20 protein-coding genes and 1 pseudogene are annotated in these 21,808 nt (G+C 66.8%); 14 read left to right on the top strand and 7 right to left on the bottom strand.

Annotated elements, in window-relative coordinates; genetic code table 11:
- Window positions 1-16: 16 nt before the first annotated feature.
- The 5 genes from nagA (at window position 17) to OSH10_RS01100 (ending at window position 4,443) form a co-directional block, all read left to right on the top strand.
- Window positions 17-1,180: an N-acetylglucosamine-6-phosphate deacetylase gene (nagA, locus tag OSH10_RS01080; protein WP_266329601.1), complete on the top strand. Its 1,164-nt coding sequence runs from the start codon at window positions 17-19 to the stop codon at window positions 1,178-1,180.
- 13 nt (window positions 1,181-1,193) lie between these two features.
- Complete coding sequence (locus OSH10_RS01085) at window positions 1,194-2,102, top strand: ROK family protein (RefSeq protein ID WP_266329603.1); 909 nt, start codon at window positions 1,194-1,196, stop codon at window positions 2,100-2,102.
- Window positions 2,103-2,115: 13 nt separating this feature from the next.
- Window positions 2,116-2,859, top strand: coding sequence for a copper homeostasis protein CutC (locus OSH10_RS01090; protein WP_266329605.1), 744 nt, complete (start codon window positions 2,116-2,118; stop codon window positions 2,857-2,859).
- Between the two features lie 115 nt (window positions 2,860-2,974).
- Window positions 2,975-4,141: an ABC transporter ATP-binding protein gene (locus OSH10_RS01095; RefSeq protein WP_266329606.1), complete on the top strand. Its 1,167-nt coding sequence runs from the start codon at window positions 2,975-2,977 to the stop codon at window positions 4,139-4,141.
- Between the two features lie 137 nt (window positions 4,142-4,278).
- Window positions 4,279-4,443, top strand: a complete 165-nt coding sequence (locus OSH10_RS01100) for a hypothetical protein (RefSeq protein WP_266329607.1) — start codon at window positions 4,279-4,281, stop codon at window positions 4,441-4,443.
- A 240-nt stretch (window positions 4,444-4,683) separates the two neighbouring features.
- Here OSH10_RS01100 and OSH10_RS01105 read toward each other — a convergent pair whose 3' ends face one another.
- The 3 genes from OSH10_RS01105 to OSH10_RS01115 form a co-directional block, all read right to left on the bottom strand.
- Complete coding sequence (locus tag OSH10_RS01105) at window positions 4,684-5,502, bottom strand: carbohydrate ABC transporter permease (RefSeq protein ID WP_266329608.1); 819 nt, start codon at window positions 5,500-5,502, stop codon at window positions 4,684-4,686.
- Entirely contained in the window at window positions 5,499-6,449 is a 951-nt protein-coding gene (locus tag OSH10_RS01110) for a carbohydrate ABC transporter permease (RefSeq protein ID WP_266329609.1), read from the bottom strand. Before OSH10_RS01110 ends, OSH10_RS01105 begins: the two co-directional genes overlap by 4 nt.
- Before the next feature lie 279 nt (window positions 6,450-6,728).
- A complete protein-coding gene (locus OSH10_RS01115; protein ID WP_266329611.1) occupies window positions 6,729-8,009 on the bottom strand; it encodes an extracellular solute-binding protein in 1,281 nt (426 codons plus the stop codon).
- 342 nt (window positions 8,010-8,351) lie between these two features.
- On the opposite strand from OSH10_RS01115, the gene OSH10_RS01120 reads away from it, so the two are divergent.
- The 4 genes from OSH10_RS01120 (at window position 8,352) to OSH10_RS01135 (ending at window position 13,418) form a co-directional block, all read left to right on the top strand.
- Complete coding sequence (locus OSH10_RS01120; RefSeq protein WP_266329613.1) at window positions 8,352-9,776, top strand: SidA/IucD/PvdA family monooxygenase; 1,425 nt, start codon at window positions 8,352-8,354, stop codon at window positions 9,774-9,776.
- A 15-nt stretch (window positions 9,777-9,791) separates the two neighbouring features.
- A complete protein-coding gene (locus OSH10_RS01125) occupies window positions 9,792-10,835 on the top strand; it encodes a questin oxidase family protein (RefSeq protein ID WP_407660646.1) in 1,044 nt (347 codons plus the stop codon).
- Window positions 10,836-10,843: 8 nt separating this feature from the next.
- A complete protein-coding gene (locus OSH10_RS01130; protein ID WP_266330352.1) occupies window positions 10,844-12,040 on the top strand; it encodes an amidohydrolase family protein in 1,197 nt (398 codons plus the stop codon).
- Window positions 12,041-12,197: 157 nt separating this feature from the next.
- Window positions 12,198-13,418 (top strand): MFS transporter, encoded by a 1,221-nt coding sequence (locus tag OSH10_RS01135; RefSeq protein WP_266329614.1) that lies wholly within the window; start codon window positions 12,198-12,200, stop codon window positions 13,416-13,418.
- A gap of 61 nt (window positions 13,419-13,479) precedes the next feature.
- Here the strand turns inward: OSH10_RS01135 and OSH10_RS01140 are convergent, their stop codons facing one another.
- Window positions 13,480-14,262 (bottom strand): SDR family NAD(P)-dependent oxidoreductase, encoded by a 783-nt coding sequence (locus tag OSH10_RS01140; RefSeq protein WP_266329615.1) that lies wholly within the window; start codon window positions 14,260-14,262, stop codon window positions 13,480-13,482.
- 159 nt (window positions 14,263-14,421) lie between these two features.
- Between OSH10_RS01140 and OSH10_RS01145 the strand changes: the two genes are divergently transcribed.
- Both OSH10_RS01145 and OSH10_RS01150 read left to right on the top strand, forming a co-directional pair.
- Entirely contained in the window at window positions 14,422-15,276 is an 855-nt protein-coding gene (locus OSH10_RS01145) for a DeoR/GlpR family DNA-binding transcription regulator (RefSeq protein WP_266329616.1), read from the top strand.
- Window positions 15,277-15,336: 60 nt separating this feature from the next.
- Window positions 15,337-16,836 (top strand): FGGY-family carbohydrate kinase, encoded by a 1,500-nt coding sequence (locus OSH10_RS01150; protein ID WP_266329617.1) that lies wholly within the window; start codon window positions 15,337-15,339, stop codon window positions 16,834-16,836.
- Window positions 16,837-17,077: 241 nt separating this feature from the next.
- On the opposite strand, the gene OSH10_RS01155 is transcribed toward OSH10_RS01150, so the two are convergent.
- Window positions 17,078-17,293 carry a hypothetical protein gene (locus tag OSH10_RS01155; protein ID WP_266329618.1) on the bottom strand — a complete coding sequence of 72 codons (216 nt, stop codon included), beginning with the start codon at window positions 17,291-17,293 and terminating at the stop codon, window positions 17,078-17,080.
- 218 nt (window positions 17,294-17,511) lie between these two features.
- Here OSH10_RS01155 and OSH10_RS01160 point away from each other — a divergent pair, with 218 nt between their 5' ends.
- Entirely contained in the window at window positions 17,512-17,922 is a 411-nt protein-coding gene (locus OSH10_RS01160) for a DoxX family protein (RefSeq protein ID WP_266330353.1), read from the top strand.
- Here the strand turns inward: OSH10_RS01160 and OSH10_RS01165 are convergent.
- Window positions 17,919-18,116, bottom strand: coding sequence for a heavy-metal-associated domain-containing protein (locus OSH10_RS01165; protein ID WP_266329619.1), 198 nt, complete (start codon window positions 18,114-18,116; stop codon window positions 17,919-17,921). The two genes, OSH10_RS01160 and OSH10_RS01165, sit on opposite strands and share 4 nt — an antisense overlap.
- A 185-nt stretch (window positions 18,117-18,301) precedes the next feature.
- On the opposite strand from OSH10_RS01165, the pseudogene OSH10_RS01170 reads away from it, so the two are divergent.
- Together OSH10_RS01170 and cueR are read left to right on the top strand one after the other, a co-directional pair.
- Window positions 18,302-20,533, top strand: a pseudogene (locus OSH10_RS01170) (heavy metal translocating P-type ATPase); the annotation flags it as partial.
- Between the two features lie 18 nt (window positions 20,534-20,551).
- Window positions 20,552-20,995 (top strand): Cu(I)-responsive transcriptional regulator, encoded by a 444-nt coding sequence (gene cueR / locus OSH10_RS01175; protein ID WP_266329621.1) that lies wholly within the window; start codon window positions 20,552-20,554, stop codon window positions 20,993-20,995.
- A 3-nt stretch (window positions 20,996-20,998) separates the two neighbouring features.
- On the opposite strand, the gene OSH10_RS01180 is transcribed toward cueR, so the two are convergent.
- Window positions 20,999-21,604: a phosphatase PAP2 family protein gene (locus OSH10_RS01180; RefSeq protein WP_266329622.1), complete on the bottom strand. Its 606-nt coding sequence runs from the start codon at window positions 21,602-21,604 to the stop codon at window positions 20,999-21,001.
- Between the last annotated feature and the right edge of the window lie 204 nt (window positions 21,605-21,808).

The following is a 21,808-nucleotide window of genomic DNA, read 5'->3' on the forward strand; positions in this document are numbered from 1 at the left end:
TTTTCAGGAAGAGCCCATGCCGAACCTGACCGCCTATCGGGGCGCTGAATTGTTCGACGGCGCCACGCGCCGCCGCGATGCCGCCGTTCTTGTCGAAGGCGGCACGGTCGTCGATATCGTCGGGCCCGGCGGCCTGCCGGAAGGCGTGGCGACGATCGACCTGGAGGGCGGCCTGCTGGCGCCCGGCTTCGTCGACGCGCAGGTCAATGGCGGCGGCGGCGCGCTGCTGAACAGCGCTGCGACGGTCGAGGGCATCCGCACCATCTGCACCGCCCATGCACGCTACGGCACCACGGCGCTGTTGCCGACGCTGATCACCGACACGCCCGCCGTGACCGAAGCCGTGATCACCGCCGCGCGCGACGCCATCGCCGCCGGCGTGCCGGGTTGCCTTGGTTTGCATATCGAGGGGCCGCACCTCTCGATCGCCCGCAAGGGCGCGCACAATCCCGCCTTCATCCGCGCGATGGACGAGGCTGATCTGGAGCGGCTGATCTCGACGGGGCTGCGGCATATATTGACTACGGTCGCCGCCGAAACCGTGCCACCGGCACAGATCGCCCGGCTGACGGCGGCCGGCGTTCATGTCGCCATCGGCCATTCCGACGCCTCCTATGAGACGGCGATGGCGGCGTTCAACGCCGGCGCGCGCGGCATCACCCACCTGTTCAATGCCATGAGCCAGCTCGGCCATCGTTCGCCCGGCGTCGTCGGCGCGGCGCTCGACAGCGCCGACGCCTGGTGCGGCATCATCCCGGACGGGCTGCATGTCCATCCTGCGGCGATTGCCAACGCACTGCGCGCCAAGCGCGCCCCGGGACGCATCTTCATCGTCACCGACGCCATGTCGACGATCGGCACGACCCTGACCGAGTTCGACCTCAACGGCCGCACCATCACCCGCGAGAACGGCAAGCTGACGCTGGACGACGGCACGCTGGCCGGCTCCGATCTCGACATGGTCGGCGCCATCCGCTTCATGACCGGCACGGTCGGCATCGGCCTGGACGAGACGCTGCGCATGGCCTCGCTCTATCCGGCGCAGTTCCTCGGCATCGACCGCACGCATGGCCGGATCGCGCCGGGTTCGCGCGCCGATTTTGTCCATCTCGCGGGGGATCTCTCCGTCCTCGACGTGTTCATCGGCGGCGAGCGCCAGCATTTTGCGCCGCTCGCCTGATCCGGGAGACGAGATGTCCGTTACCGCAGCCTTCGACATTGGCGGCTCCAAGATCGAGTTCGCCCGTGTCGACCGGGAGGGCGCGGTGACCAACCGCGCGACCCTTCCGACCCCGCACACGAACTGGGGGGATTTCGTGGCCGCCCTGCGATCGCTCGTCGCCGCCGACGGCAGCCAAGCGACGCGGATCGGCATCTCGATCGCCGGCACCACGGACAGCGCTACCGGCATCGCGCAGGCGGCCAATGTCCCGGTGGTGAATGGCCATCATCTGGAGAACGAGATCTCCGCGGCGCTCGGCGTGCCGGTGCGGGTCGGCAATGACGCCGACTGCTTCGCGCTGGCCGAGGCGACGGTCGGCGCCGGCCGCGGCATGCCGATCGTCTTCGGCGCCATTCTGGGCACCGGCGTCGGCGGCGGGCTGGTGATCGGCGGCCGGATGGTGCGCGGTGCCAACGGCGTCACCGGCGAATGGGGCCATGGACCGATTCTGGCGGAAGCCGTCGCGGCGCGCGGTATTCCGGTCATCCGCTGCGGCTGCGGCCAGATCGGCTGCCTCGACAGCTACGGGTCGGCGCGCGGGCTGGAGCGGATCCACGCGGCATTCACCGGCGCAAGCCTGACCAGCCACGCGATCACGCAGGCCTGGCACGCCGGCGACGCCGATGCCGCCCGCACGGTCGATGCCTTCGTGGAACTGATCGCCGGGCCGCTTTCGGTGATCGTCAACACCCTCGGCCCCTGGGCCATCCCGGTCGGCGGCGGGCTCTCCTCCGATGTGGCGCTGCTGGAGCGGATCGACCTCGCCGTGCGGGCGCGTGTGCTCGGCCGCTATGACCCGCCGCTGGTCGTCCCCGGCCGGACGCGCGGTGCCAGCGGGCTGATCGGCGCGGCGATGCTGGCGGAAGAACTCCCGGCATGATCCAATGGCGCCCATGAAAATCCAGCTTGAAATCTGCGTCGACACGCCCGACGGCCTCGCCGCAGCCATCCATGGCGGCGCCGACCGCATCGAACTGTGCAGCGCGCTGTCGATCGGCGGGCTGACGCCCTCCCCCGGCCTGATGAGGATCGCCGCCAAGGTGGGCGTGCCGGTCTATGCGATGATCCGGCCGCGCGAAGGCGATTTCGTCTTCTCGCCCGGCGAACTCGACCAGATGCGCCGCGACATCGACGCCGCCCGCGCCGCCGGGCTCGCCGGCGTCGTGCTGGGCGCCTCCGAACCGCGCGGAAAGCTCGATGCCGAGGCGCTGTTCCATCTGCGCAGCCATGCCGAGGGCCTCGGCGCCACGCTGCATCGCGCCTTCGATCTCGTGCCGGATCCGTTCGATGCGCTGGAGACGGCCGTCACGCTCGGCTTCGAACGCATCCTGACCTCGGGTCGCGAGCGCAAGGCGATGGACGGCGTGCCGCTGCTGGCCGAACTGGTGCAGCGCGCCGGCGACCGGCTGGCGATCATGCCGGGCTCGGGCGTGCGGCCGGACAATGTCGCGCATATCCTCGACCGGACCGGCGCGCGCGAGATCCACGCTTCGTGCCGCACGGGCAGTCAGGCCGTGGCGCCGGAGGCCGTGGCCCTCGGTTTCGCCACCGCGCCGACGCTCGACGTCACCTCGGAGGAGAGCGTCGCCAAGATGGTCGAGATCATCCGCGTGTTCGAGATTCCGCCCGCCGGATAGCATCAACCGAACATGCCGAATAAGGCACCGAAACGGTTGAAATTGCAGCACTCCTCGGCTTTGACAGGCGGTCCCCGGGCGTGGCACGCTCGCCTTCCGACATGAGGGAATGGCAATGGCCGAGATCGTCTTTGAGCGGGTGACCAAGCGCTATGATGACGGCCAGCTCGCCGTCAATGCGCTCGATTTGAAGATCGCCGATGGCGAGTTTCTGGTGCTGGTCGGCCCGTCCGGCTGCGGAAAGTCGACGGCGCTGCGCATGATCGCGGGGCTTGAGGAAATCTCCGACGGCTCGCTCGTCATCGACGGCGCGGTCGCCAACGACCTCTCGCCGCGCGACCGCAACATCGCCATGGTGTTCCAGTCCTACGCGCTCTATCCGCATCTCTCGGTCGCCGACAATATCGGCTTCGGTCTCCGGGTCCGCGGCTCCGACAAGGCGGAAATCCGCGCCAAGGTCGAGGAGACGGCGAAGCTGCTGGAGCTTTCCGACCTGCTCGACCGCAAGCCGGGACGTCTTTCCGGCGGGCAGCGCCAGCGCGTCGCCATGGGCCGCGCCCTCGTGCGTTCGCCCAAAGCCTTCCTGATGGACGAGCCGCTCTCCAATCTTGACGCGCGGCTGCGCGGCCAGATGCGGGCCGAGATCGCGCATCTGCAGAAGATGACCGGCGTCACCACCGTCTATGTCACGCACGACCAGGTCGAGGCGATGACGATGGGCGACCGCGTGGCCGTGATGAACAAGGGCGTGCTGCAGCAGCTGGCCGCCCCGCGCACCCTCTATGACGCCCCGGCCAATCTGTTCGTCGCCGGCTTCATCGGCTCGCCGCCGATGAACCTTCTGCCCGGTCAGGTCGTCGCGGCCGAGGGCGATCCCGGACTGAAGCTCGGCGACCTGACGATCGCGCTCGACCCGGCAGCCCTGGACGTCCGTCCTGGCATCGCCCGCTTCGCCGGCCGGGACATCATCGCCGGCATCCGCCCCGAGGCGTTCCAGTTCGTCGCCGACAGAACGCCGGGTCCCGGCAAGCTCTCCGGCCGCGTCGCCTTCGTCGAGGACCTCGGCGCCAACCTGCTGGTGCATCTCGATCTCGACGGTGCCGCCGTCATCGCCGCTGGCGTTTCGGAGGATGGCGAGGAGCTGAGCTCGGCTCGCACGCGACTGCGCGCCATCGTCGACGGCACCTTGCCGATACGGAAAGACGACCGAATCTGTCTCACCGTCGACCCATCCCGCATCCATCTGTTCGATGCGGCGTCCGAACAGGCGATCGTCGCCTGAGCAATAGGGTCAAAATAGAGGCAATTTACAGCGAATTTCGTAAAATTACCTATTGGGTCAAAGAGATCGGTTGATTTCGATCAAGGCAGGCTACAATCTGGAACTCGATATTGGTTCCGTCAAAAACGGAGCCTGTCATGACTGCAGCCAACATCCTCGCTCTGGGCGCCATCATCAGCGCCTTCCTGGTCTTTATGACCTCCGTCGCCTGGGCCGAACGGCAGACGCGCCATCTGAGCGTCGACCCGAAGCCCGCCGACCCGCGGCCCCCGATCCAGGCCGCCCGTCCGCGACGGAATTGAGGGAAGCTGCCTCCAGGCGCTGCGGGCGCGCGATCGGTCGGGGGGCCGAGCGTTGCCGTCCGCGCCCTACGCACCGCGCAACCGGCTGAAGGGTCGGCGGCGCGGTGCGATGCCCTGCCCATTTTTCCGTCGATTCTTTGCCGGCGCGCCGGGGCGCTCGAAGGGCCACCTGACATTGCCGACCGCACGGATTGCGGCAGGGCCGCGGCATAGGCCGCGCCCTCCCCGTCCCGCAGAGAGTCAGTGCACGCCCTTAGTCAGGCCCTGGACGAAATAGCGGTTCAGGAACAGCGCCATCAGCACGATCGGCACGGTCGAGAAATGCGCCAGGGCGCCGAGCGTCCCCCAGGTGATGTCCTTGGTGCCGAACGAAGCCAGCAGCGCCACCGAGAGCGGCTTGGTGTCCGAATTGGTCAGGAACATCGGCGTCAGGAAGTCGTTCCACGAGAACATGATGCAGAACAGCGCGCTGGCGATGATGCCGGGCACCACGGTCGGCAGCGCGACGCGGTAGAACGCGCCCCAGAGCGTGCAGCCATCGGTCAGCGCCGCCTCCTCCATGTCGCGCGGCAGCGCGCGGAAATAGGAGAACATCATCCAGGTGACGAAGGCGCAGTTCAGCGTCGTGTTGATCAGGATGACGGCCCACCACGTCCCGAGCAGGCCGATGTCGCGCATCATCAGATAGAACGGGATCAGCGTCGCGATGATCGGCACCGTGCGGATCGCCAGGAAGAAATAGGCGACGACGATGGCGTAGCGCGATTTCGACCGCGCCAGCGCATAGCCGGCCGGCACGCCGAGCAGCAGCGACAGCACCGTGGTGCCGAGGCTCATGACGATGCTCGACTTCAGCAACTGCCAGACGTCGAACAGCTGGAAGATGCGCTCGAAATTGAACAGGGTCGGGCTGAAGGTGAAGCTCGGCGGCGAGGAGAAGATCTCGCGCGGCGGCTTGTAGGCAGTCGAGACCAGCCACAGCACCGGGATCATGTAGAGGGCGAGGATGACGACCAGCGTGGTGCGCTCGATCGCGATCTGGCGGGTGCGGGCTTTCATGTCTCGTTGGCCCTCACATCGGCCCGGCGGATCAGCAGGGTGAAGGCGGCGCAGAGCACCGCGATGCAGAGGATCGCGACATTGCCGATCGCCGAGGCAAAGCCGATGTTGAAGAACTGCAGGCCCTGCTTGACGCCATAGACCATCAGCGAATTGGTCGCGTCGCCCGGCCCGCCGCCGGTGGTGACGAAGATGATGTCGAACACGCGGAACGCATCCATCACCCGCAGCACCAGCGCCAGGAACACGGTCGGCAGCAGCAGCGGCAGGACGACGAGCCGGAAGCGCTGCAACGCCGTGGCGCCATCGGCAGAGGCCGCCTCCAATATGTCACCCGGCAGCGACTTGAGCCCGGCGAGCAGGATCAGCGCGACCAGCGGCGTCCATTCCCACACATCGATCAGGATGACGACCGGCAGCGCGGAGCTGGTCGAGGCGAGGAATCCGCGCGGGCCGGATATGCCCCATTCGGCCAGGTAATAGCCGAAGAAGCCGTAATCGACGGCGAGCAGCGCGCGGAAGATCAGGCCAACGACCACCGGCGTGATCGTGACCGGGATCAGCAGGAAGGCGAGGCAGATGCGGTTGAAGCGCCCCTCGCGCCAGAGCAGCAGCGCCAGGCAAAGGCCGAAGACGAACTCCAGCGCCACGGCGGCGAAGGTGAAGACGAAGGTGTTGATCAGCGCCCGGCGCGCCGTCGAATCCGTCCAGAGCTCGGCATAGTTGGCGAGGCCTACGAAGGTCCGCCTTCCTCCGCCGCGCAGCAGATTATAGTCGAAGAACGAGTACCAGATGCCCTGCGCCAGCGGCCAGAGCGCGATCAGCACGACATAGACCACGGCCGGAACCGCGAGCGCGATCAGGAAGAGCCTGCGCCGGTCCTGGAAGCGCAGGCGGGCCGCCTTGCGCTGGGGGAAATCGATCGAGCCGACGGAAGTCGTAGCCAATGCGGAACACCCTCGCTGGATCAGGACAGTTGAAGCGCCGGTGCGCTTCTTCACCTCTCGCCTCAAGGGAGAGGTCGGCGCACGCAGTGCGGCGGGTGAGGGTTTACGGCCTCACCGGATCGTTTCCCAAACCCTCACCAGGAGCCTGATCCTCACCTCTTCCTCAGGGAGAGGTGAGGATCTAGCTCCTGCCAATCGGTATCTGGCCTTAAGTCCTCAACCGCCCGCAAGGAAGACTCCAGGCGAGAGCATTGCGCCCTCGCCTGGAGTCTAGCCCGATCAGAACAGCTTCACAGCCTTTTCCTGCACTTCGTCGAGCGCCGCCTTCGGCTCGACACCGCCGACCAGCACGGCGTTCACCGCCGTGCCGAGCAGATCCTGGATTTCGGGATACTGCGGAATGCGCGGGCGATAGTCGCCGTCGGCGTTCTCGAACGACTTGGCGATCACGGGCAGGTAGGGGAACTTCTTGTTCAGGTCCGGGTCGGCGAGCGTCGATTTGCGGATGTAGCTGCCGGCGCCCTCCATGTTGAATTCTTTCTGGATCTCCGGGCTGGTCAGCCACTTGATGAACTTCCAGGCGGCTTCCTGCTGCGCCGGGTCGATATCGGCATTGATACCCATGCCCCAGCCGCCCAGGCCATACTTGACCGGCAGGCCCTTGGCCACCGGCGTGGTGGTGATGGCGACGCTGTCGACGATCTTCGACATGGAGGGATCGTAGTAGCCGGGTGCGCCGACCGACCAGGTTTCCATCATCGCGACCAGGCCCTGGCGGAAGCTCTCCTCGCGGCCGCCCCAGTCATAGTCGACGGCGCCGGGAGGGGCCGCCTTGTCGAACAGTTCCTTGTAGACCTTCAGGCTGTTGACGTTGGCTTCCGAATTGATCGCCGGCTTGCCGGACGCGTCCAGCACCGAGCCGCCGAGCTGGGCGTTGTACTGCAGCCAGTCCTGCGCCACCGCCGGGCCCTTCTGGCCGTTGGCGACGAAGCCGTACTGCTTCTTGTCGGGATCGGTCAGCTTGATCGCCGTCTCGACGAACTCTTCCGCCGTCTCGGGAACCTTCAGGCCGGCTGCGTCGAGCAGATCCTTGCGATAGGCGAGCACCGCCGCATAGCCGGCAAACGGAAACGCCACCTGCTTGCCGTCATACTGGCCGATATACTTGATCGTGGACGGGTAGATATCGTCCAGCTTCATCTCGTCCGCGTCGCGCTTGATCCAGTCGGTCAGGTCGACGGTGTATTTGTTGTCGGCATATTGCCCGGCCCAGACGATATCCATCGTCACAAGGTCGTAATTCTTGGTGTGACCGATGAAATCTGCCTGTGTCTTGGTAAGCAGGGAGCCATAGTCGAGGATGTCGACCTTGACGGTCGCGCCCGTTTCCTCCTCGAACTTCGGCGCCAGTTTGGCGATCACGGGCGCGAACTGGTCGTTCTGCGAGGCGAGGTTCAGCGTGATGCCGGCCAGCGGCTTGTCGGCGGCGAGCGCAGCGCCCGCGATGCTCACATAGACCAGCCCGGCAACTCCGAGCTTTAACAGCGATGCGGTGCTCATTCCTGTGACTTTCTCTTCCTCGGGACAAGGGGCGTGGCGCAGCTTACATCAAACAATACCGTGCTCAAGACCTACCTTTTATTCCGGCAAAACCCAAGATGATCAGCTTTCATCAAGCTGTTCCTTTAGTTGGCAGCTTGCCCAACTTGCCGTCAGCTTGCGTCGCGATGTTCCTCCGCAAACAACAACCATGTTCGCTTGCGGCATTCGGGCATGCATATTGCTGCGAATTCACCGGCCCTGGCGCACGACAGAAAAAGTCGCCTATGCCTAATTTTACGTCAAGCACAGTTTCGCACCGATGCGATACGATGCAAGCCTTCCCGAGCGAGGATGCGCTGCATGACCTTTTGCGCCCAACTGACCGAACTGGAACGGCAAATCGCGGCCGACCTGATCCGCATCGAGGCCGCGCCGCGTGCATGGATTCCGTCTCGTGGCGGCCCGGAAGGTGCACCGGTCCATGATGTCGTCATCATCGGCGCCGGCCTGTCCGGACTGTCGATCGCCTTCGGGCTGAAGCGGCAGGGCGTCGTCAACGTCCTGTCCCTCGATGCCCGCCCCGAGGGACAGGAAGGACCGTGGCTGACCTGCGCCCGCATGGACACGCTGCGCTCGCCCAAACATCTCGCCGGGCCGGACCTGGGCGTCCCCAGCCTGACCTATCGCGCCTGGCATGAGGCGATCCATGGCGCACAATCCTGGGACAGCCTCGGCAAGATCGGCCGCGCCGACTGGATGGACTATCTGCGCTGGTATCGCCGCGTCACCGGCCTTGCCGTGCGCAACGAGACCACGCTCACCGCCATCGAACCCTTTTCCGACGGCCTGGCGCTCTCGGTCGAAGCCCCCGGGGGACCCGAGCGGATCTATGCGCGCAAGATCGTGTTGGCCACCGGCATAGAAGGCGCCGGCGGCCATGCGGTGCCGGCCATCGTCTCGGAGAACCTGCCGCGCGAGGTCTGGACCCATAGCGGCGAGACGATCGACACATCGCGCCTGGCCGGGCGCGACGTCGGCATTCTCGGCTCGTCCTCTTCCGCTTTCGACTGGGCGACGGCCGCGCTCCGGGCCGGCGCGCGCTCGGCGACCCTGTTTGGCCGGGCCACGGAATTCGCCAGGACCGAGGTGCTGGCCTGGACGAATTTCCCGGGCTTCCTCAGCCATTTCGCCGATCTCGACGATCTGCGCCGCTGGCGCTTCATGCGCCGCTTCTTCGACATCAAGACGCCGCCGACGACGGAGATGTTCAACGCCGCCTGCGCCTTTCCGAATTTCCGCCTCGAACTGGGCTGTCCGCCCGAACGGCTGGGCGTCGAGAACGGCCGCATCCGGCTCGACACGCCGCGCGGCCGTTTCGACTTCGACCACCTGCTGCTCGGCACCGGCTACGACATCGACCTGCGCCGCCGGCCCGAGCTGGCCAACATCGTCGACGACATCGCGCTGTGGTCCGACCGCTTCGCGGCGCCGGAGGGGGAAGCGGATGCGAGCCTCGGCCGCTATCCCTATCTCGGCCGCGCCTTCGAGTTCACCGAGAAGCATCCGGGAACGGCGCCGCATCTCGCCAGCATCCATGTCTTCAACAATGGCGCGGTGCCGAGCCTGGGGCCGATCTGCAACGGCATTACCGGGCTCAAATACGGCGTGCCAAGAATGGTCGCGGCTTTGACAAAGGGCCTTTTCCTCGACGACGCAGACCGGCACTATGCGGAATTGATGGCCTATGATGAAGTTCACTTCAGCGTCTCGAACACGAAGACCTAATTCCCGAGGAATGCCATGGCCCTATCCCCGCGCACCGAGATCGACACTCTCGAGGACCTGCTCGTCGAAGTCCGGATGTTCAGCGCCGAGTTCCCGCTGCTGCTGGCCAATCATCTGCCGATGATCCTGGTGGCGCTCGATCGGCTCGGCGCGCCGAAGGAGCGGCTGCGCGACTATTTCGACACCTACCGCGACACCAATGGCCTGGTTCCGCCGCCGCCCCCGGTCGGGCCGATCTCGCGCGAGACCTGGACGGACGCGCTCGGCGATCGCGCGCGCGAACAGGACTATCGTAGGTTCTTCGAGGGGGAAGTTCGCCGGATCGGCATCGACGCCGCGATCCAGACCTATCTGCCGACGCTGATCCCCGGCATCGGCGCCAGCGCGCTGCACGGCATGATGCGCACCGCCTATGGCGTGATGCGGATGGATCCGAGCGAAGTCGGCACCGCGCTCGGCTACTGGTCGGCCACCTATCTCACCATGCCGCGCGCCACAGGCGCAGCGCCGGTCACCGACGATCCCGGCCAGGTCCTGGCCCGCGCCTGCGAACTGCCCTGCCTGCGCGAAGTCGAGCCCGAGACGGATCTGCTCTGGCACAACATCCGCGCGGCGGGCGAGAAGGAATCCTTTGCGCCCGTCGTCGACTGGCTCGCGATCGGTCCGGAGACCGGCCGCAGGCTGGCCGAGACCTCGCTCGCGCTGTTTGCCGCGACCATGGACTTCTCCTCGCTGCACGCGCTGACCGGCTCGCACTGGATCCGAATGATCGGGCCGCATCTGGAGGAAGCTGACCGTCCGGCGCTGCAGCGCTATTTCTGGCAGATCATCGCCTCGCTGGTGCCGAAGATCGGCTTCCCCAGCCTGCCGAGCGCCGAGCAGCTGGATCAATGGCGCCACCTGCCCGCCCCCGGCTGGCCGGAAATCGCGGCCGCCGCGATCCAGTCAGACGACGAGCATGACATCAGCCTTGTCTTCTCGGCCCGCGAGGAGGAAGCCGTCTATGGCGACCGGCTCTACCGCGTCGTCGCTGCCCGGCGGATGGGACTGATCTCTTGAGCCCTTCGCTGCTGCCGAGCCTTGTCGTCGCCGGCGCCACGCTTGCCGACGGACGCCGCGTCGATATCCTGGTCGCCGGCGAGACCATCGCGGCCATCGTGCCGGCTGGCCAGGGCCCCGCCGATTGCGACCGCATCGACGCCACCGATCGCCTCGCCGCGCCCTCCTTCGTCGAAGGCCACATCCATCTCGACAAGACGCTGCTCGGCCTTCCCTTCATCCCGCACATTCCCGGCGACACGGTCGCACTGCGGATCGAGGCGGAAAAGCAGCTGCGCCGCACCGTGGCGCTGCCGGTCGAGGAGCGCGGCGGACGGCTGATCGAGCAGATCGCCGCCTTCGGCACAGGCAGCCTCCGGAGCCATGTCGACATCGACACGGAAGTGGGCCTGAAGGGCCTGCATGCGCTGCTGCGGCTCAAGGAGCGCTACTGGGACCTGGTCGACATCCAGATCGTCGCCTTCCCGCAAAGCGGCATCCGGATCGATCCCGGCGTCGCCGACCTGCTTGATGCGGCGGTTCGCGAGGGCGCCGATCTCGTCGGCGGGCTCGACCCGGCCGGCATCGACCAGGACGTCACCGGCCATCTCGACGCGGTCTTCGCGGTCGCGGAGAAGCATGGCGTCGGCGTCGACATCCACCTGCATGATTCCGGCCCGCTCGGCGCCTTCGAGCTGCGCCAGATCGCGGCGCGCACGCTGGCGCTCGGGCTGGAGGGCAAGGTCGCGGTCAGCCACGCCTTCGCGCTCGGCCAGATCGACGATTTCGAGTTTTTCCGCACGGCCGAGGCGCTGGCCAACGCCCGGGTCGCCATCATGACCAACGGCCCGGGGCCCGTCGCCATGCCGCCGGTCAAGCGACTGCGGGAGGCGGGCGTCACCGTATTTGCCGGTTCCGACAACATCCGCGACGCCTGGTCGCCCTATGGCGACGGCGACCTGCTGCGCCGGGCCCAGATCATCGGCTACCGGCAGGAATTCCTCGCCGATCCGGATCTCGTGCACGCCTTCGCGATGGTCACGGAGATCCCCGCCGCCGTGCTGGGCGTGACGCATTATGGCCTCGAGCCGGGCCAGCGCGCCGACATCGTGCTGCTCGACGCTGGCTCCGTGCCGGAGGCCGTCGCCGGCGCGCCGCGCGGCCGTACCGTGATCAAGCGTGGAAGGCTGGTGGCGCTCGATGGCGTGCTGACGCCGAGGGACTGAGCCTCTCCGATTTCCCAACGGCGGCCCGGGGATCCACTCATCCTTACGGATGATAGGACTGACTCGCGAAAGCTGCCATTTCTTGCCCATGTCCTTCCCCCGGATGGCCGGACGTCGCACCGAGGCGATCGCCCCACCATCAAACAAGAGCTTTCCCATGCGACTGCCAGATCCTGCCGGCGTCGAGCCGGCGCCGATTCCCGCCACCATTTCCGGACCCTTGACCATCCTGATGGCGGCCGCCTGCGGCGCCATCGTCGCCAATCTCTATTACGCCCAGCCGCTGATCGCGCTGATCGGGCCGGATATCGGCCTGCCGCCGGCGCTCGCCAGCCTCGTCGTCACGCTGACCCAGATCGGCTATGGCGTCGGCCTGATGCTGATGGTGCCGCTTGGCGACATCATCGAGAACAAGAAGCTGGTCCTGATCGCCGTCGGCGTCACGGCCTTCGCGCTGCTGCTCGCCGCCGTCGCGCCCAGCAGCCTGCCCTTCCTCGGCGCGGTGCTGTTCATCGGCATCTGTTCCAGCATCGCCCAGGTGCTCGTGCCGATGGCCGCCCACATGGCCAGCGACGCGACGCGCGGCCGCACGGTCGGCAACGTCATGGGCGGGTTGATGGTCGGCATCCTGTTCGCGCGGCCGCTCGCCGGCGTGCTGGCCGACCTGATCGGCTGGCGCGGCGTGTTCTTCTGCTCGGCCGGCCTCATGCTGGCCCTGGCGCTCCTGCTGCTGCGCCATCTGCCGCAGCGCCATCCCCATTCCGGCCACACCTATTCGCAGTTGATCGGCTCGCTCTGGTCGATCTTCCGCGATACGCCGGTGCTGCGCCGGCGCGGCTTCTACCAGTTCGCCCTGTTCGCGGATTTCAGCCTGTTCTGGACCAGCGCGCCGCTGGAACTCGCCGGCGCTCCCTTCCATTTGTCGCAGACGCAGATTGCCGTCTTCGCGCTGGCGGGCGCCGCTGGCGCGCTCTCGGCGCCGCTGGCCGGCCGCCTCGCCGATCGCGGTCTCGGCCGCATCGGCACCGGCCTGGCGATCGCCGGCGTGTTCATCGCCTTCGCGCTGTCGGGGCTGGTCTCGGTCGGCTCGATCGCGGTGCTGGTGATCGCGGCGATCCTGCTCGATTTCTGCGTCCAGGCGAACATGGTGTTCGGCCAGCGCTCGCTGTTCATGATGGCGCCGGCGATCCGCAGCCGGCTGAGCGGCATCTATGTCGCCACCATCTTCATGGGCGGCGCGGTAGGCTCGGCCATTGCCAGCCCGCTCTACGAGACCTTCGGCTGGAACGGCATCCTCGTCGCGGGCCTCGCCTTCCCGCTCGCGGCCTTCCTGTTCTACCTGACCGAGTTGGTCGGCAGCCGCGCCGCGGCGCCCTGAAAAAAAGGGGCGGATCGTTTCCGATCCGCCCCGACGTCTTCTCAAGGCCCAGAGGCGAGCCTTAGTCCATACGCACGCCGCCGGTGACGTTGATGCCCTGGCCGGTCATGAAGCGGGCCGCGTCCGAGGCGAGGAAGACCACGACGTCCGCGACATCCTCCGGCTCCTCGATGCGGCCGAGCGGGGTGAGCGAGATATATTCCGCGCGCACGGCTTCCGGCGTCATGCCGCGCAGTTCCGCCTCCCAGACGATCTCGCGCTCCTGCATCGCGGTCTTGACGAAGCCCGGGCAGACGCAGTTGACGCGGATGTTCTTCGGCGCCATTTCGCGCGCCAGCGCCTGGGTCCAGCCGAACACGGCGAATTTCGATGCGGAGTAGTGCGCCAGCAGCGGCGCGCCGACCTTGGCCGCCAGCGACGCGGTATTGACGATCACGCCCTTGGTCTTGTTGGCGAGGAAGTGGCGGCAGGCGATCTGGTTGGCGAGGAAGACGCCGCGCGCATTGACGTCGAAATTGAAATCCCAGTCCTCGTCGGTGATGTCGATCGCCGGGCGCATGGTCGAGACGCCGGCATTGGCGCAGAGCAGATCGAAGCCGCCCAGACCGTCGATTGCCTTCTGCATCGCCGCATCAACCGACTGACGCTTGGTGACGTCGATCTCGACGGCGAAGCCGCCATTGTCCAGGCCCGCGACCACGGCCTGGGCTGCCATCACGTCGAGATCGGCGATCGCCACCGTCGCGCCGGCCTTGTCGAGGGCCCGCACGATTGCCGCGCCGATGCCCTTCGATCCGCCGGTGACGATTGCCTTGCGCCCTGAAAGATCGAAAATGCCGGCCATGAGAGTTTTTCCTTGCTGGATGGGGTGGCACACCAAAACGCAAAATCGAACACTTTACAACGCCCTGCATCCATATAATGTTTGCAAATGTTCGAACCTGTTGCAGTTTGAACGTCCGGAAGGAACTGCGATGCATGCCGACTTCGTGACCAGCGCTCCATGACAGGCCCGATCTTCGGACAAGCCGAGCTGGCCGGGCAGGATCTCGGCCGGATTCCGGCCGGCGCGCGCCAATCGCTCATTCTCGAGCTGATCGAGATGAACGGCTTTGTTTCCGTGTCGAAGATCGCCGGGAATCTCAGCGTTTCCGAGATGACGATCCGGCGTGACCTGGTGCTTCTGGAAGAACGCGGCCTGCTGGCCCGCACGCATGGCGGCGCGGTCTCGTCGGCCTCCGACCCCCGCGAGGTCTTCGACCTCGAGGAACCGGCCTTCAAGCGCCGGCGTCACAGAAACGCTCGTGAAAAGACCGCGATCGCCACCGCCGCCGCCGCGCTGATCGGCCCGGGCGAGACGATCGGCATTGATGTCGGCACCTCGACGCTGACCCTGGCCGAAGCGGTGCTCGACCGCCCGGACCTGCGGGTCTTCACCAACAGCCTGCGCGCGGCGATGACGCTCTCCGCCTCGAAGAGCCCGGTCTATGTGCTGGGCGGCGAGGTCCGCAATCCCGAGCAGTCCGTGGTCGGCTCGCGCGCGGTCAGCGAATTGCAGAACTACAACATCGACCGCGTCTTCATCGGCGTCTCGGGCCTGATCGAAGCCGGCTTCTTCGACTACTCGGTCGAGGACACCGAGGTGAAGCGGGCCTTCATCGCGCGGGCCGACCAAGTGGTCATCCTGTGCGATTCGTCCAAATTCGATCATCGTTCGCTGGCGCGGGTATGCGAGCTTTCCGGCGCCGACGTGCTGGTCACCGACGCGGCGCCGCCCGCCCATCTCGCGCGCGCCCTGGAGGCCGCCGATATCGAAACCATCGTCGCCGGGCCGGAGCCCGGACGATTGCCAGACTGACCGCCCGCACGGCCTGCCGCCGCGCTCGTGCGCCGCTCCCCAACGAAACTGGATCCCTGCATGCCCGCCCAGAAGACCACCGTCATCGGCCTCGATATCGGCACGACCTCGACCATTTCGATCGCCGTCCGCGTGCCCGACCAGATCCTGCACATGGCGTCGCGACCGGTAGCCCTTTCCTCGCCACGCCCGAGCTGGGCCGAGGAAGACCCGACCGAATGGTGGGCGAACACCTGCGAGGTCCTGCGCGAAACCATCGCCGCCCTGCCCGATGGCCCGGAATCGCTCGCAGGCCTCTGCGTCACCGGCATGCTGCCGGCGGTGGTCCTGCTCGATGCGGATGGCAAGGTGCTGCGCCCGAGCATCCAGCAGAGCGACGGTCGCTGCGGCGAGGAAGTCGAAGGGCTGAGGCGCGAGATCGACGAGACGGCGTTCCTCCAGCGCACCGGCAACGGCATAAACCAGCAGCTCGTGGCGGCCAAGCTGCGCTGGATCGCCAAGCACGAGCCGGACGTGTTCTCGCGCATCGCCACGGTGTTCGGATCCTATGACTACATCAACTGGCGCCTGACCGGTCGCCGGGCGGTGGAACAGAACTGGGCGCTGGAGGCGGGTTTCACCGACGTCGCGACCGACCGCATCGCCGACGATCTCGTGGCGCTCGCCGGCATCCCGCGCAGCGCGGTGCCGGATCGGACGGTGACGCATGAGCAGATGGGGACGGTCTCGGCCGAAGCCGCGCGCGAAACCGGCCTGCCCGAGGGCCTGCCGATCTTCGGCGGCGCGGCGGATCACATCGCCTCGGCGCTCGCCGCCGGCATCGCCTCGAATGGTGACGTGCTGCTCAAGTTCGGCGGCGCCGGCGATATCGTCGTGGCCGCCGACAAGGCCAAGCCGGACGCGCGGCTCTATCTCGATTATCACCTCGTCCCCGGCCTTTATGCGCCGAATGGCTGCATGGCCTCGTCCGGCTCGGCCCTGAACTGGATGGCCCGGCTGCTGGCCGATTCCGAAGGCGAGGAACGTCCGCATGTCGCGCTCGACAAGCTGGCCGGCGCGGTGCCCGCGGGCAGCGACGGCGTGCTGTGCCTGCCCTATTTCCTCGGCGAGAAGACGCCGATCCATGATCCCCTGGCGCGCGGCACCTATATCGGCCTCAGCCTCGGCAACGGGAAGGGCCATTTCTGGCGCGCGCTGCTGGAGGGCGTCGCCTATGGCTTCCGCCACCATGTCGACGTGCTGGCCGACATGGGCCACGCCCCGCGCCGCTTCTTCGCCTCCGATGGCGGCACCAAGAGCCGGGTCTGGATGCAGATCATGGCAGACGTGATGGGCGCGCCGGTGCAGTTGCTCGACAACCCCTATGGCTCCTCGGTCGGCGCAGCCTGGGTCGCGGCGATGGGGACAGGCCTGGCCACCGATTGGAGCGGCATTTCCAGCCTGGCGACGCAGGGCGCATTGATCCAGCCGAATCCCGCCAACCGCGAGGTCTATGACCACGGCTACGCCCGCTACCGCGCCGCCTATGTCGCGCTGAAGCCCGTCTTTGCCATGCCCTAGGAAGGCAAGAGGATTCGGATTGCGGGCTCCGCTTCGGCCCGTTCCTTCGAGGCTTTGCCGGCGCGAAGCGCTTCAGGCCGAAATCCGTCACGGCAAGCAAAAGCCCTGCCGAAAAGACCCCGAAGCCTGGAGGCTCCGGGGTCTGAGATGGAGCGCGTGAGGGGCGCTCTGGGAGGTTGGGAACAAACCTCGGAAGATCTACGACTTGTCACACCGAAGCCGTTCGCGCCGGCTGGACCTGCTACGCCTTCTGACCCTTGGCCAACTGCGACGGGGACAGCTTGGAAGGCTTCACCTCGGCGCCGGTGATGCCGGAGCCCGGCTGGACCATTCCTGGCGGATCGCTCGTCGGGAAGGATTCCGTGAGCTCCTTGTCCAGGCGGTCGCTCTTTTCCTTGCGAGCGCTGCGCGCGGCATGACCCGGGAATATCGTTTTCAGCAATTCCTTGACGGCCACTTCACGTACTCCTTGGCTGAAATCGTCTTCGAATAAACAAGGCCCGACGGCTGTTTTCGTTCCAGACAAAGCGATGCAATCGCGCGCTTCGCGCCAAATACATTGTCGCCTTGTCGGAACGGCGCGAGCGCGCGGCAGCCCATCGGGAGGACGGCATGGATATTCAGAATGGCAAACCACGCGGCAGAGGCCTGAACGCCCGGGCGAATTGGACGCGCATGCCGGTTCTGCGCGACTGGCGGCCGCAGATCCTGTCCCTGCTGCGCATCGTCACGGCGCTGGTCTTCCTGGAGTTCGGAACGAGCAAGCTTCTGGGCTTTCCCTATTCCGACATGCTTTCCAACCTGGCGCCCTACTCGCTGCCCTGGATCGCGGGTTGGATCGAGCTGATCGGATCGCCGCTGCTGCTGTTTGGCCTTTTCACCGGGCCGGTCGCCTTCCTGCTATCCGGCGAAATGGCGATCGCCTATTTCCTCGTCCATCAGCCGAACGACGTCTTTCCGCTCCGCAATGGCGGCATCGAGGCGATCCTGTTCTGCTTCATCTTCCTCTACATCGCCGCCGCCGGCCCCGGCGCCTGGAGCGTCGATGGCCTTTTGGCGCGGCGGCGGCGCGAGAGCGAGTTCTAGACGCGGATGCTCGGGTAGCCGGCTTCCTCGAGCGCGGCGACGATCGCACCGGTTTCCGCGGTGCTCTGGATGCGCACGGTCTTGGACGCCAGATCCGTGCCGACTTCGGCGGCCGGATCGAGCGCCTTCACGGTCTTCTGCACCGTCGAGACGCAGTGGCCGCAGGACATGTCCTTGATAGTCAACGTCAGCATGTGGGGCTCCATTCGTTGGGTTGAGGCGAATATGGAGCTTCCCATCATGGCAAGGTCAAGCGCGCAAACAGGCCTTGACCTTCCAATAATGGGAAGCTTTACCTATATCGTCATCACGCCAAGGAAAGGCCGTCTCGATGACCAGCATGCCCTCCCCCCGCCAGATTCTGGCCGATCAGGAGTTCGATCTCGCGATCGAGGGAATGACCTGCGCGTCCTGTGTCGCGCGCGTGGAAAAGGCGCTGTCGAAGGTGCCGGGCGTTTCCCGCGCCAGCGTCAACCTTGCCACCGAGCGCGCCACCATCCTGGCCCCGGCCGGCGCGGTGTCGACCGCGGCGCTGGAAGAAGCCGTTCGCGGCATCGGCTATGACGCGCACGCCATCGCCGCCACCGACGCGCCCGACGACCTATCGGAAAAGCGCGACGCCGAGGCGTCCGCCCTCGCCCGCTCGCTGGCGATCGCCGCCGCCCTGACCCTGCCGGTGTTCATCGTCGAGATGGGGTCGCATCTGATCCCGGCGCTGCATCACTGGGTGATGATGACGCTCGGCCCCTGGAACAATTACCTGCAGTTCGCGCTGACGACGCTGGTGCTGTTCGGACCCGGCTTGCGCTTCTTCCGCAAGGGCTTGCCGGCGCTGGCCCGCCTCGCCCCGGACATGAATGCCCTCGTCGCGATCGGCGCCGGCGCCGCCTATCTCTATTCGACCGTCGCCACCTTCCTGCCCGCCTGGCTGCCGGCCGGCACCGGCTATGTCTATTTCGAAGCCGCCGCCGTCATCGTCACGCTGGTGCTGTTCGGCCGCATGCTGGAAGCCCGCGCCAAGGGCCGGACGGGCGCGGCGATCCGCAAGCTGGTCAAGCTGCGCCCGAAGACCGCCCGGCTTCTGCGGGACGGCCAGCCGGTCGAGGTCGAACTCGACGCGGTCAAGGTCGGGGACATCCTGCTCGTCCGCCCCGGCGACCAGATCCCGGTCGACGGCATCGTCAGCGACGGCTCTTCCTTCGTCGACGAGGCGATGATCACCGGCGAACCGGTGCCGGTGGAAAAGTCTGTCGGCGCTGCCGTCGTCGGCGGCACGATCAACAAGACCGGCAGCTTCTCGTTCCGGGCCGAAAAGGTCGGCGCGGACACGGTGCTGGCGCAGATCATCCGCATGGTCGAGAGCGCCCAGGGCGCCAAGCTGCCGATCCAGGCCCTGGTCGACAAGGTCACCCAATGGTTCGTGCCGGCCGTGATGGCGGCAGCCCTCGTCACCTTCCTCGTCTGGCTGATCTTCGGACCCGAGCCCGCCCTCTCCTTCGCGCTCGTCAATGCCGTCGCCGTGCTGATCATCGCCTGCCCCTGCGCCATGGGATTGGCGACGCCGACCTCGATCATGGTCGCGACCGGCAGGGCGGCCGAGTTCGGCGTGCTGTTCCGCAAGGGCGACGCGCTGCAGACGCTGCGCGACACGTCGATCGTCGCCATCGACAAGACCGGAACATTAACAGAAGGTCGTCCAGGGTTAACGGACTTGACCGCTGTTAACCCCTCCGAGCGCGATTTCGTGCTGCGGCTGGCGGCGGCCGTCGAAGGCCGTTCGGAACACCCGATCGGCATCGCGCTGGTCGCGGCGGCGAAGGAATCCAGGCTCGACCTGCCGGCGGTCACCAACTTCGAGGCCGTGCCCGGCTACGGCGTCCGCGCCGAGGCGGATGGCCACGCCGTTGCCGTCGGCGCCGACCGCTTCATGGCCAAGCTCGGGCTCGATGTCTCTGGATTCGCTGCCGAATCCGCCCGCCTAGGCAACGAGGGCCGGTCGCCGCTCTATGTCGCCATCGACGGCAAGCTCGCCGCCATCCTCGCCATCGCCGATCCGGTGAAGCCGAGTTCCGCCGCCGCCGTGGCCGCGCTGCACAAGCTGGGTCGTCGCGTCGTCATGGTGACGGGCGACAACCGCGCCACCGCCGAGGCGATCGCCCTCAAGCTCGGCATCGACGAGGTGCTGGCGGAAGTCTTGCCGGACGGAAAAGTCGATGCAGTGGAAAGGCTTAAGGCGCGCGGCGCCAAGGTTGCCTTCGTCGGCGACGGCATCAACGACGCCCCCGCGCTGGCCGCCGCCGATGTCGGAATCGCGATCGGCACCGGCACCGACGTCGCCATCGAGAGCGCCGATGTCGTTCTGATGTCCGGCGATGTCGGCGGCGTGGTCAAGGCGATCGGCCTGTCGGAAGCAACGATCCGCAACATCAAGGAAAACCTGTTCTGGGCCTTCGCCTACAATGCCGCCCTGATCCCGATCGCCGCCGGCGCGCTCTATCCGGCCTTCGGCTGGCTGCTGTCGCCGATGCTCGCGGCAGGCGCCATGGCGATGTCCAGCGTCTTCGTGGTCGGCAACGCGCTGCGCCTGAAGCGCTACCGGCCGGCCGAATAGAGAAGGAAGATCAACAGCATGAACATCGGCGAAGCCTCCACCGCTTCCGGCGTTTCCGCCAAGATGATCCGCTATTACGAGCAGATCGGCCTGATACCGGCAGCGCTGCGCACCGAGTCCGGCTACCGGGTCTATACGGCCCGGGACGTCGAGACGCTGCGCTTCATCCGCCGCGCCCGCGACCTCGGCTTCTCGGTCGAGGAGATGGGCACGCTGCTGGCGCTCTGGCAGGACAAGGCGCGCGAGAGCGCCGACGTCAAGCGCGTGGCGCTGCAGCATGTCGCCGAGATCGAAAAGCGGATCCATGAACTGGAGGGAATGGCGCGGACGCTGCGCCATCTCGCCGGCCATTGCCATGGCGACGAACGGCCGGATTGTCCCATTCTCGACGATCTGGCCGCCATCTCGGAAACCGGGCCTGCGGTACCCGCCCGCAAGCCGGCCCTGCGCGGACGAAACTGACACTCAGCGGCAGACGCCGAGCCACGCGTTGAGTTCGCGGGCGATGCGCTCGATGACCGACTCGGCGCCGAGTTCGACGCCGTGCAGCAGCGCCACCACGATCACCGGCGCCACAAGCAGCCAGATCCATTTGAGCCGGACCGGCCGCACGAACAGATCCGGCCGGCTGGCCAGGAGCAGCGGCGCGATCAGGCCGATCGCGCCGCCCAGGATCGTCTCGGAAAGGCTGTGGGCGCCCAGCACCACGCGTGTGACCGCAATGGCCAGGGCAAGTCCGAAACCGCAGAAAAGCGCCAGTCCCGCGAGCGCCCGGCTCCGCGCCAGCCGCGCCACCAGCACGGCGAGACCGCCATAGACCGCCATGGATGCGCCGGCATGTCCGCTCGGGCTGCGAAGGTCGAGGCCACCCAGATATCGTCCGCAGGGGATGAAGGCGATCTTGGCGACCAGCACGAGGCCCAGCACCAGGGCGACGGAAAACGCCCACCAAAATGCCGCCCGCCTCTGGCCGGATACGAGCAGGATCAGCGTCACGAGCAGCAGGATCGGCAGGATCACGCCCTGGCCGCCAAAGCTGGTGACGAAAATGGTGAGGGGACGAAGCGACATGCAGGGATCCAGAACGAACAACGGAAGACGCTGCCCCTGCCGGCGCCGCGCCGCGCCAGCCGGCGCGATTCGCCCCGCTTCCTGCGCGTGAGCGCCACCATGGCGACCGTCAAACGCCCTGTCCATGCGGCGATGCGCCGATGCCTTGCATCCGGGCCGCGATCGCGGTCAAGCTGGCGCTCCCATCGGCGAACCGGACCCTAC

This window comes from Kaistia defluvii (assembly GCF_026343955.1).
Lineage (GTDB): Bacteria > Pseudomonadota > Alphaproteobacteria > Rhizobiales > Kaistiaceae > Kaistia > Kaistia defluvii.

Coding starts and splice junctions, on each gene's coding strand:
- nagA (WP_266329601.1), top strand. CDS start 17: ATGCCGAACCTGACCGCCTATCGGGGCGCTGAATTGTTCGACGGCGCC.
- OSH10_RS01085 (WP_266329603.1), top strand. CDS start 1,194: ATGTCCGTTACCGCAGCCTTCGACATTGGCGGCTCCAAGATCGAGTTC.
- OSH10_RS01090 (WP_266329605.1), top strand. CDS start 2,116: ATGAAAATCCAGCTTGAAATCTGCGTCGACACGCCCGACGGCCTCGCC.
- OSH10_RS01095 (WP_266329606.1), top strand. CDS start 2,975: ATGGCCGAGATCGTCTTTGAGCGGGTGACCAAGCGCTATGATGACGGC.
- OSH10_RS01100 (WP_266329607.1), top strand. CDS start 4,279: ATGACTGCAGCCAACATCCTCGCTCTGGGCGCCATCATCAGCGCCTTC.
- OSH10_RS01105 (WP_266329608.1), bottom strand. CDS start 5,502: ATGAAAGCCCGCACCCGCCAGATCGCGATCGAGCGCACCACGCTGGTC.
- OSH10_RS01115 (WP_266329611.1), bottom strand. CDS start 8,009: ATGAGCACCGCATCGCTGTTAAAGCTCGGAGTTGCCGGGCTGGTCTAT.
- OSH10_RS01120 (WP_266329613.1), top strand. CDS start 8,352: ATGACCTTTTGCGCCCAACTGACCGAACTGGAACGGCAAATCGCGGCC.
- OSH10_RS01125 (WP_407660646.1), top strand. CDS start 9,792: ATGGCCCTATCCCCGCGCACCGAGATCGACACTCTCGAGGACCTGCTC.
- OSH10_RS01135 (WP_266329614.1), top strand. CDS start 12,198: ATGCGACTGCCAGATCCTGCCGGCGTCGAGCCGGCGCCGATTCCCGCC.
- OSH10_RS01140 (WP_266329615.1), bottom strand. CDS start 14,262: ATGGCCGGCATTTTCGATCTTTCAGGGCGCAAGGCAATCGTCACCGGC.
- OSH10_RS01145 (WP_266329616.1), top strand. CDS start 14,422: ATGACAGGCCCGATCTTCGGACAAGCCGAGCTGGCCGGGCAGGATCTC.
- OSH10_RS01150 (WP_266329617.1), top strand. CDS start 15,337: ATGCCCGCCCAGAAGACCACCGTCATCGGCCTCGATATCGGCACGACC.
- OSH10_RS01160 (WP_266330353.1), top strand. CDS start 17,512: ATGCCGGTTCTGCGCGACTGGCGGCCGCAGATCCTGTCCCTGCTGCGC.
- OSH10_RS01165 (WP_266329619.1), bottom strand. CDS start 18,116: ATGCTGACGTTGACTATCAAGGACATGTCCTGCGGCCACTGCGTCTCG.
- cueR (WP_266329621.1), top strand. CDS start 20,552: ATGAACATCGGCGAAGCCTCCACCGCTTCCGGCGTTTCCGCCAAGATG.
- OSH10_RS01180 (WP_266329622.1), bottom strand. CDS start 21,604: ATGTCGCTTCGTCCCCTCACCATTTTCGTCACCAGCTTTGGCGGCCAG.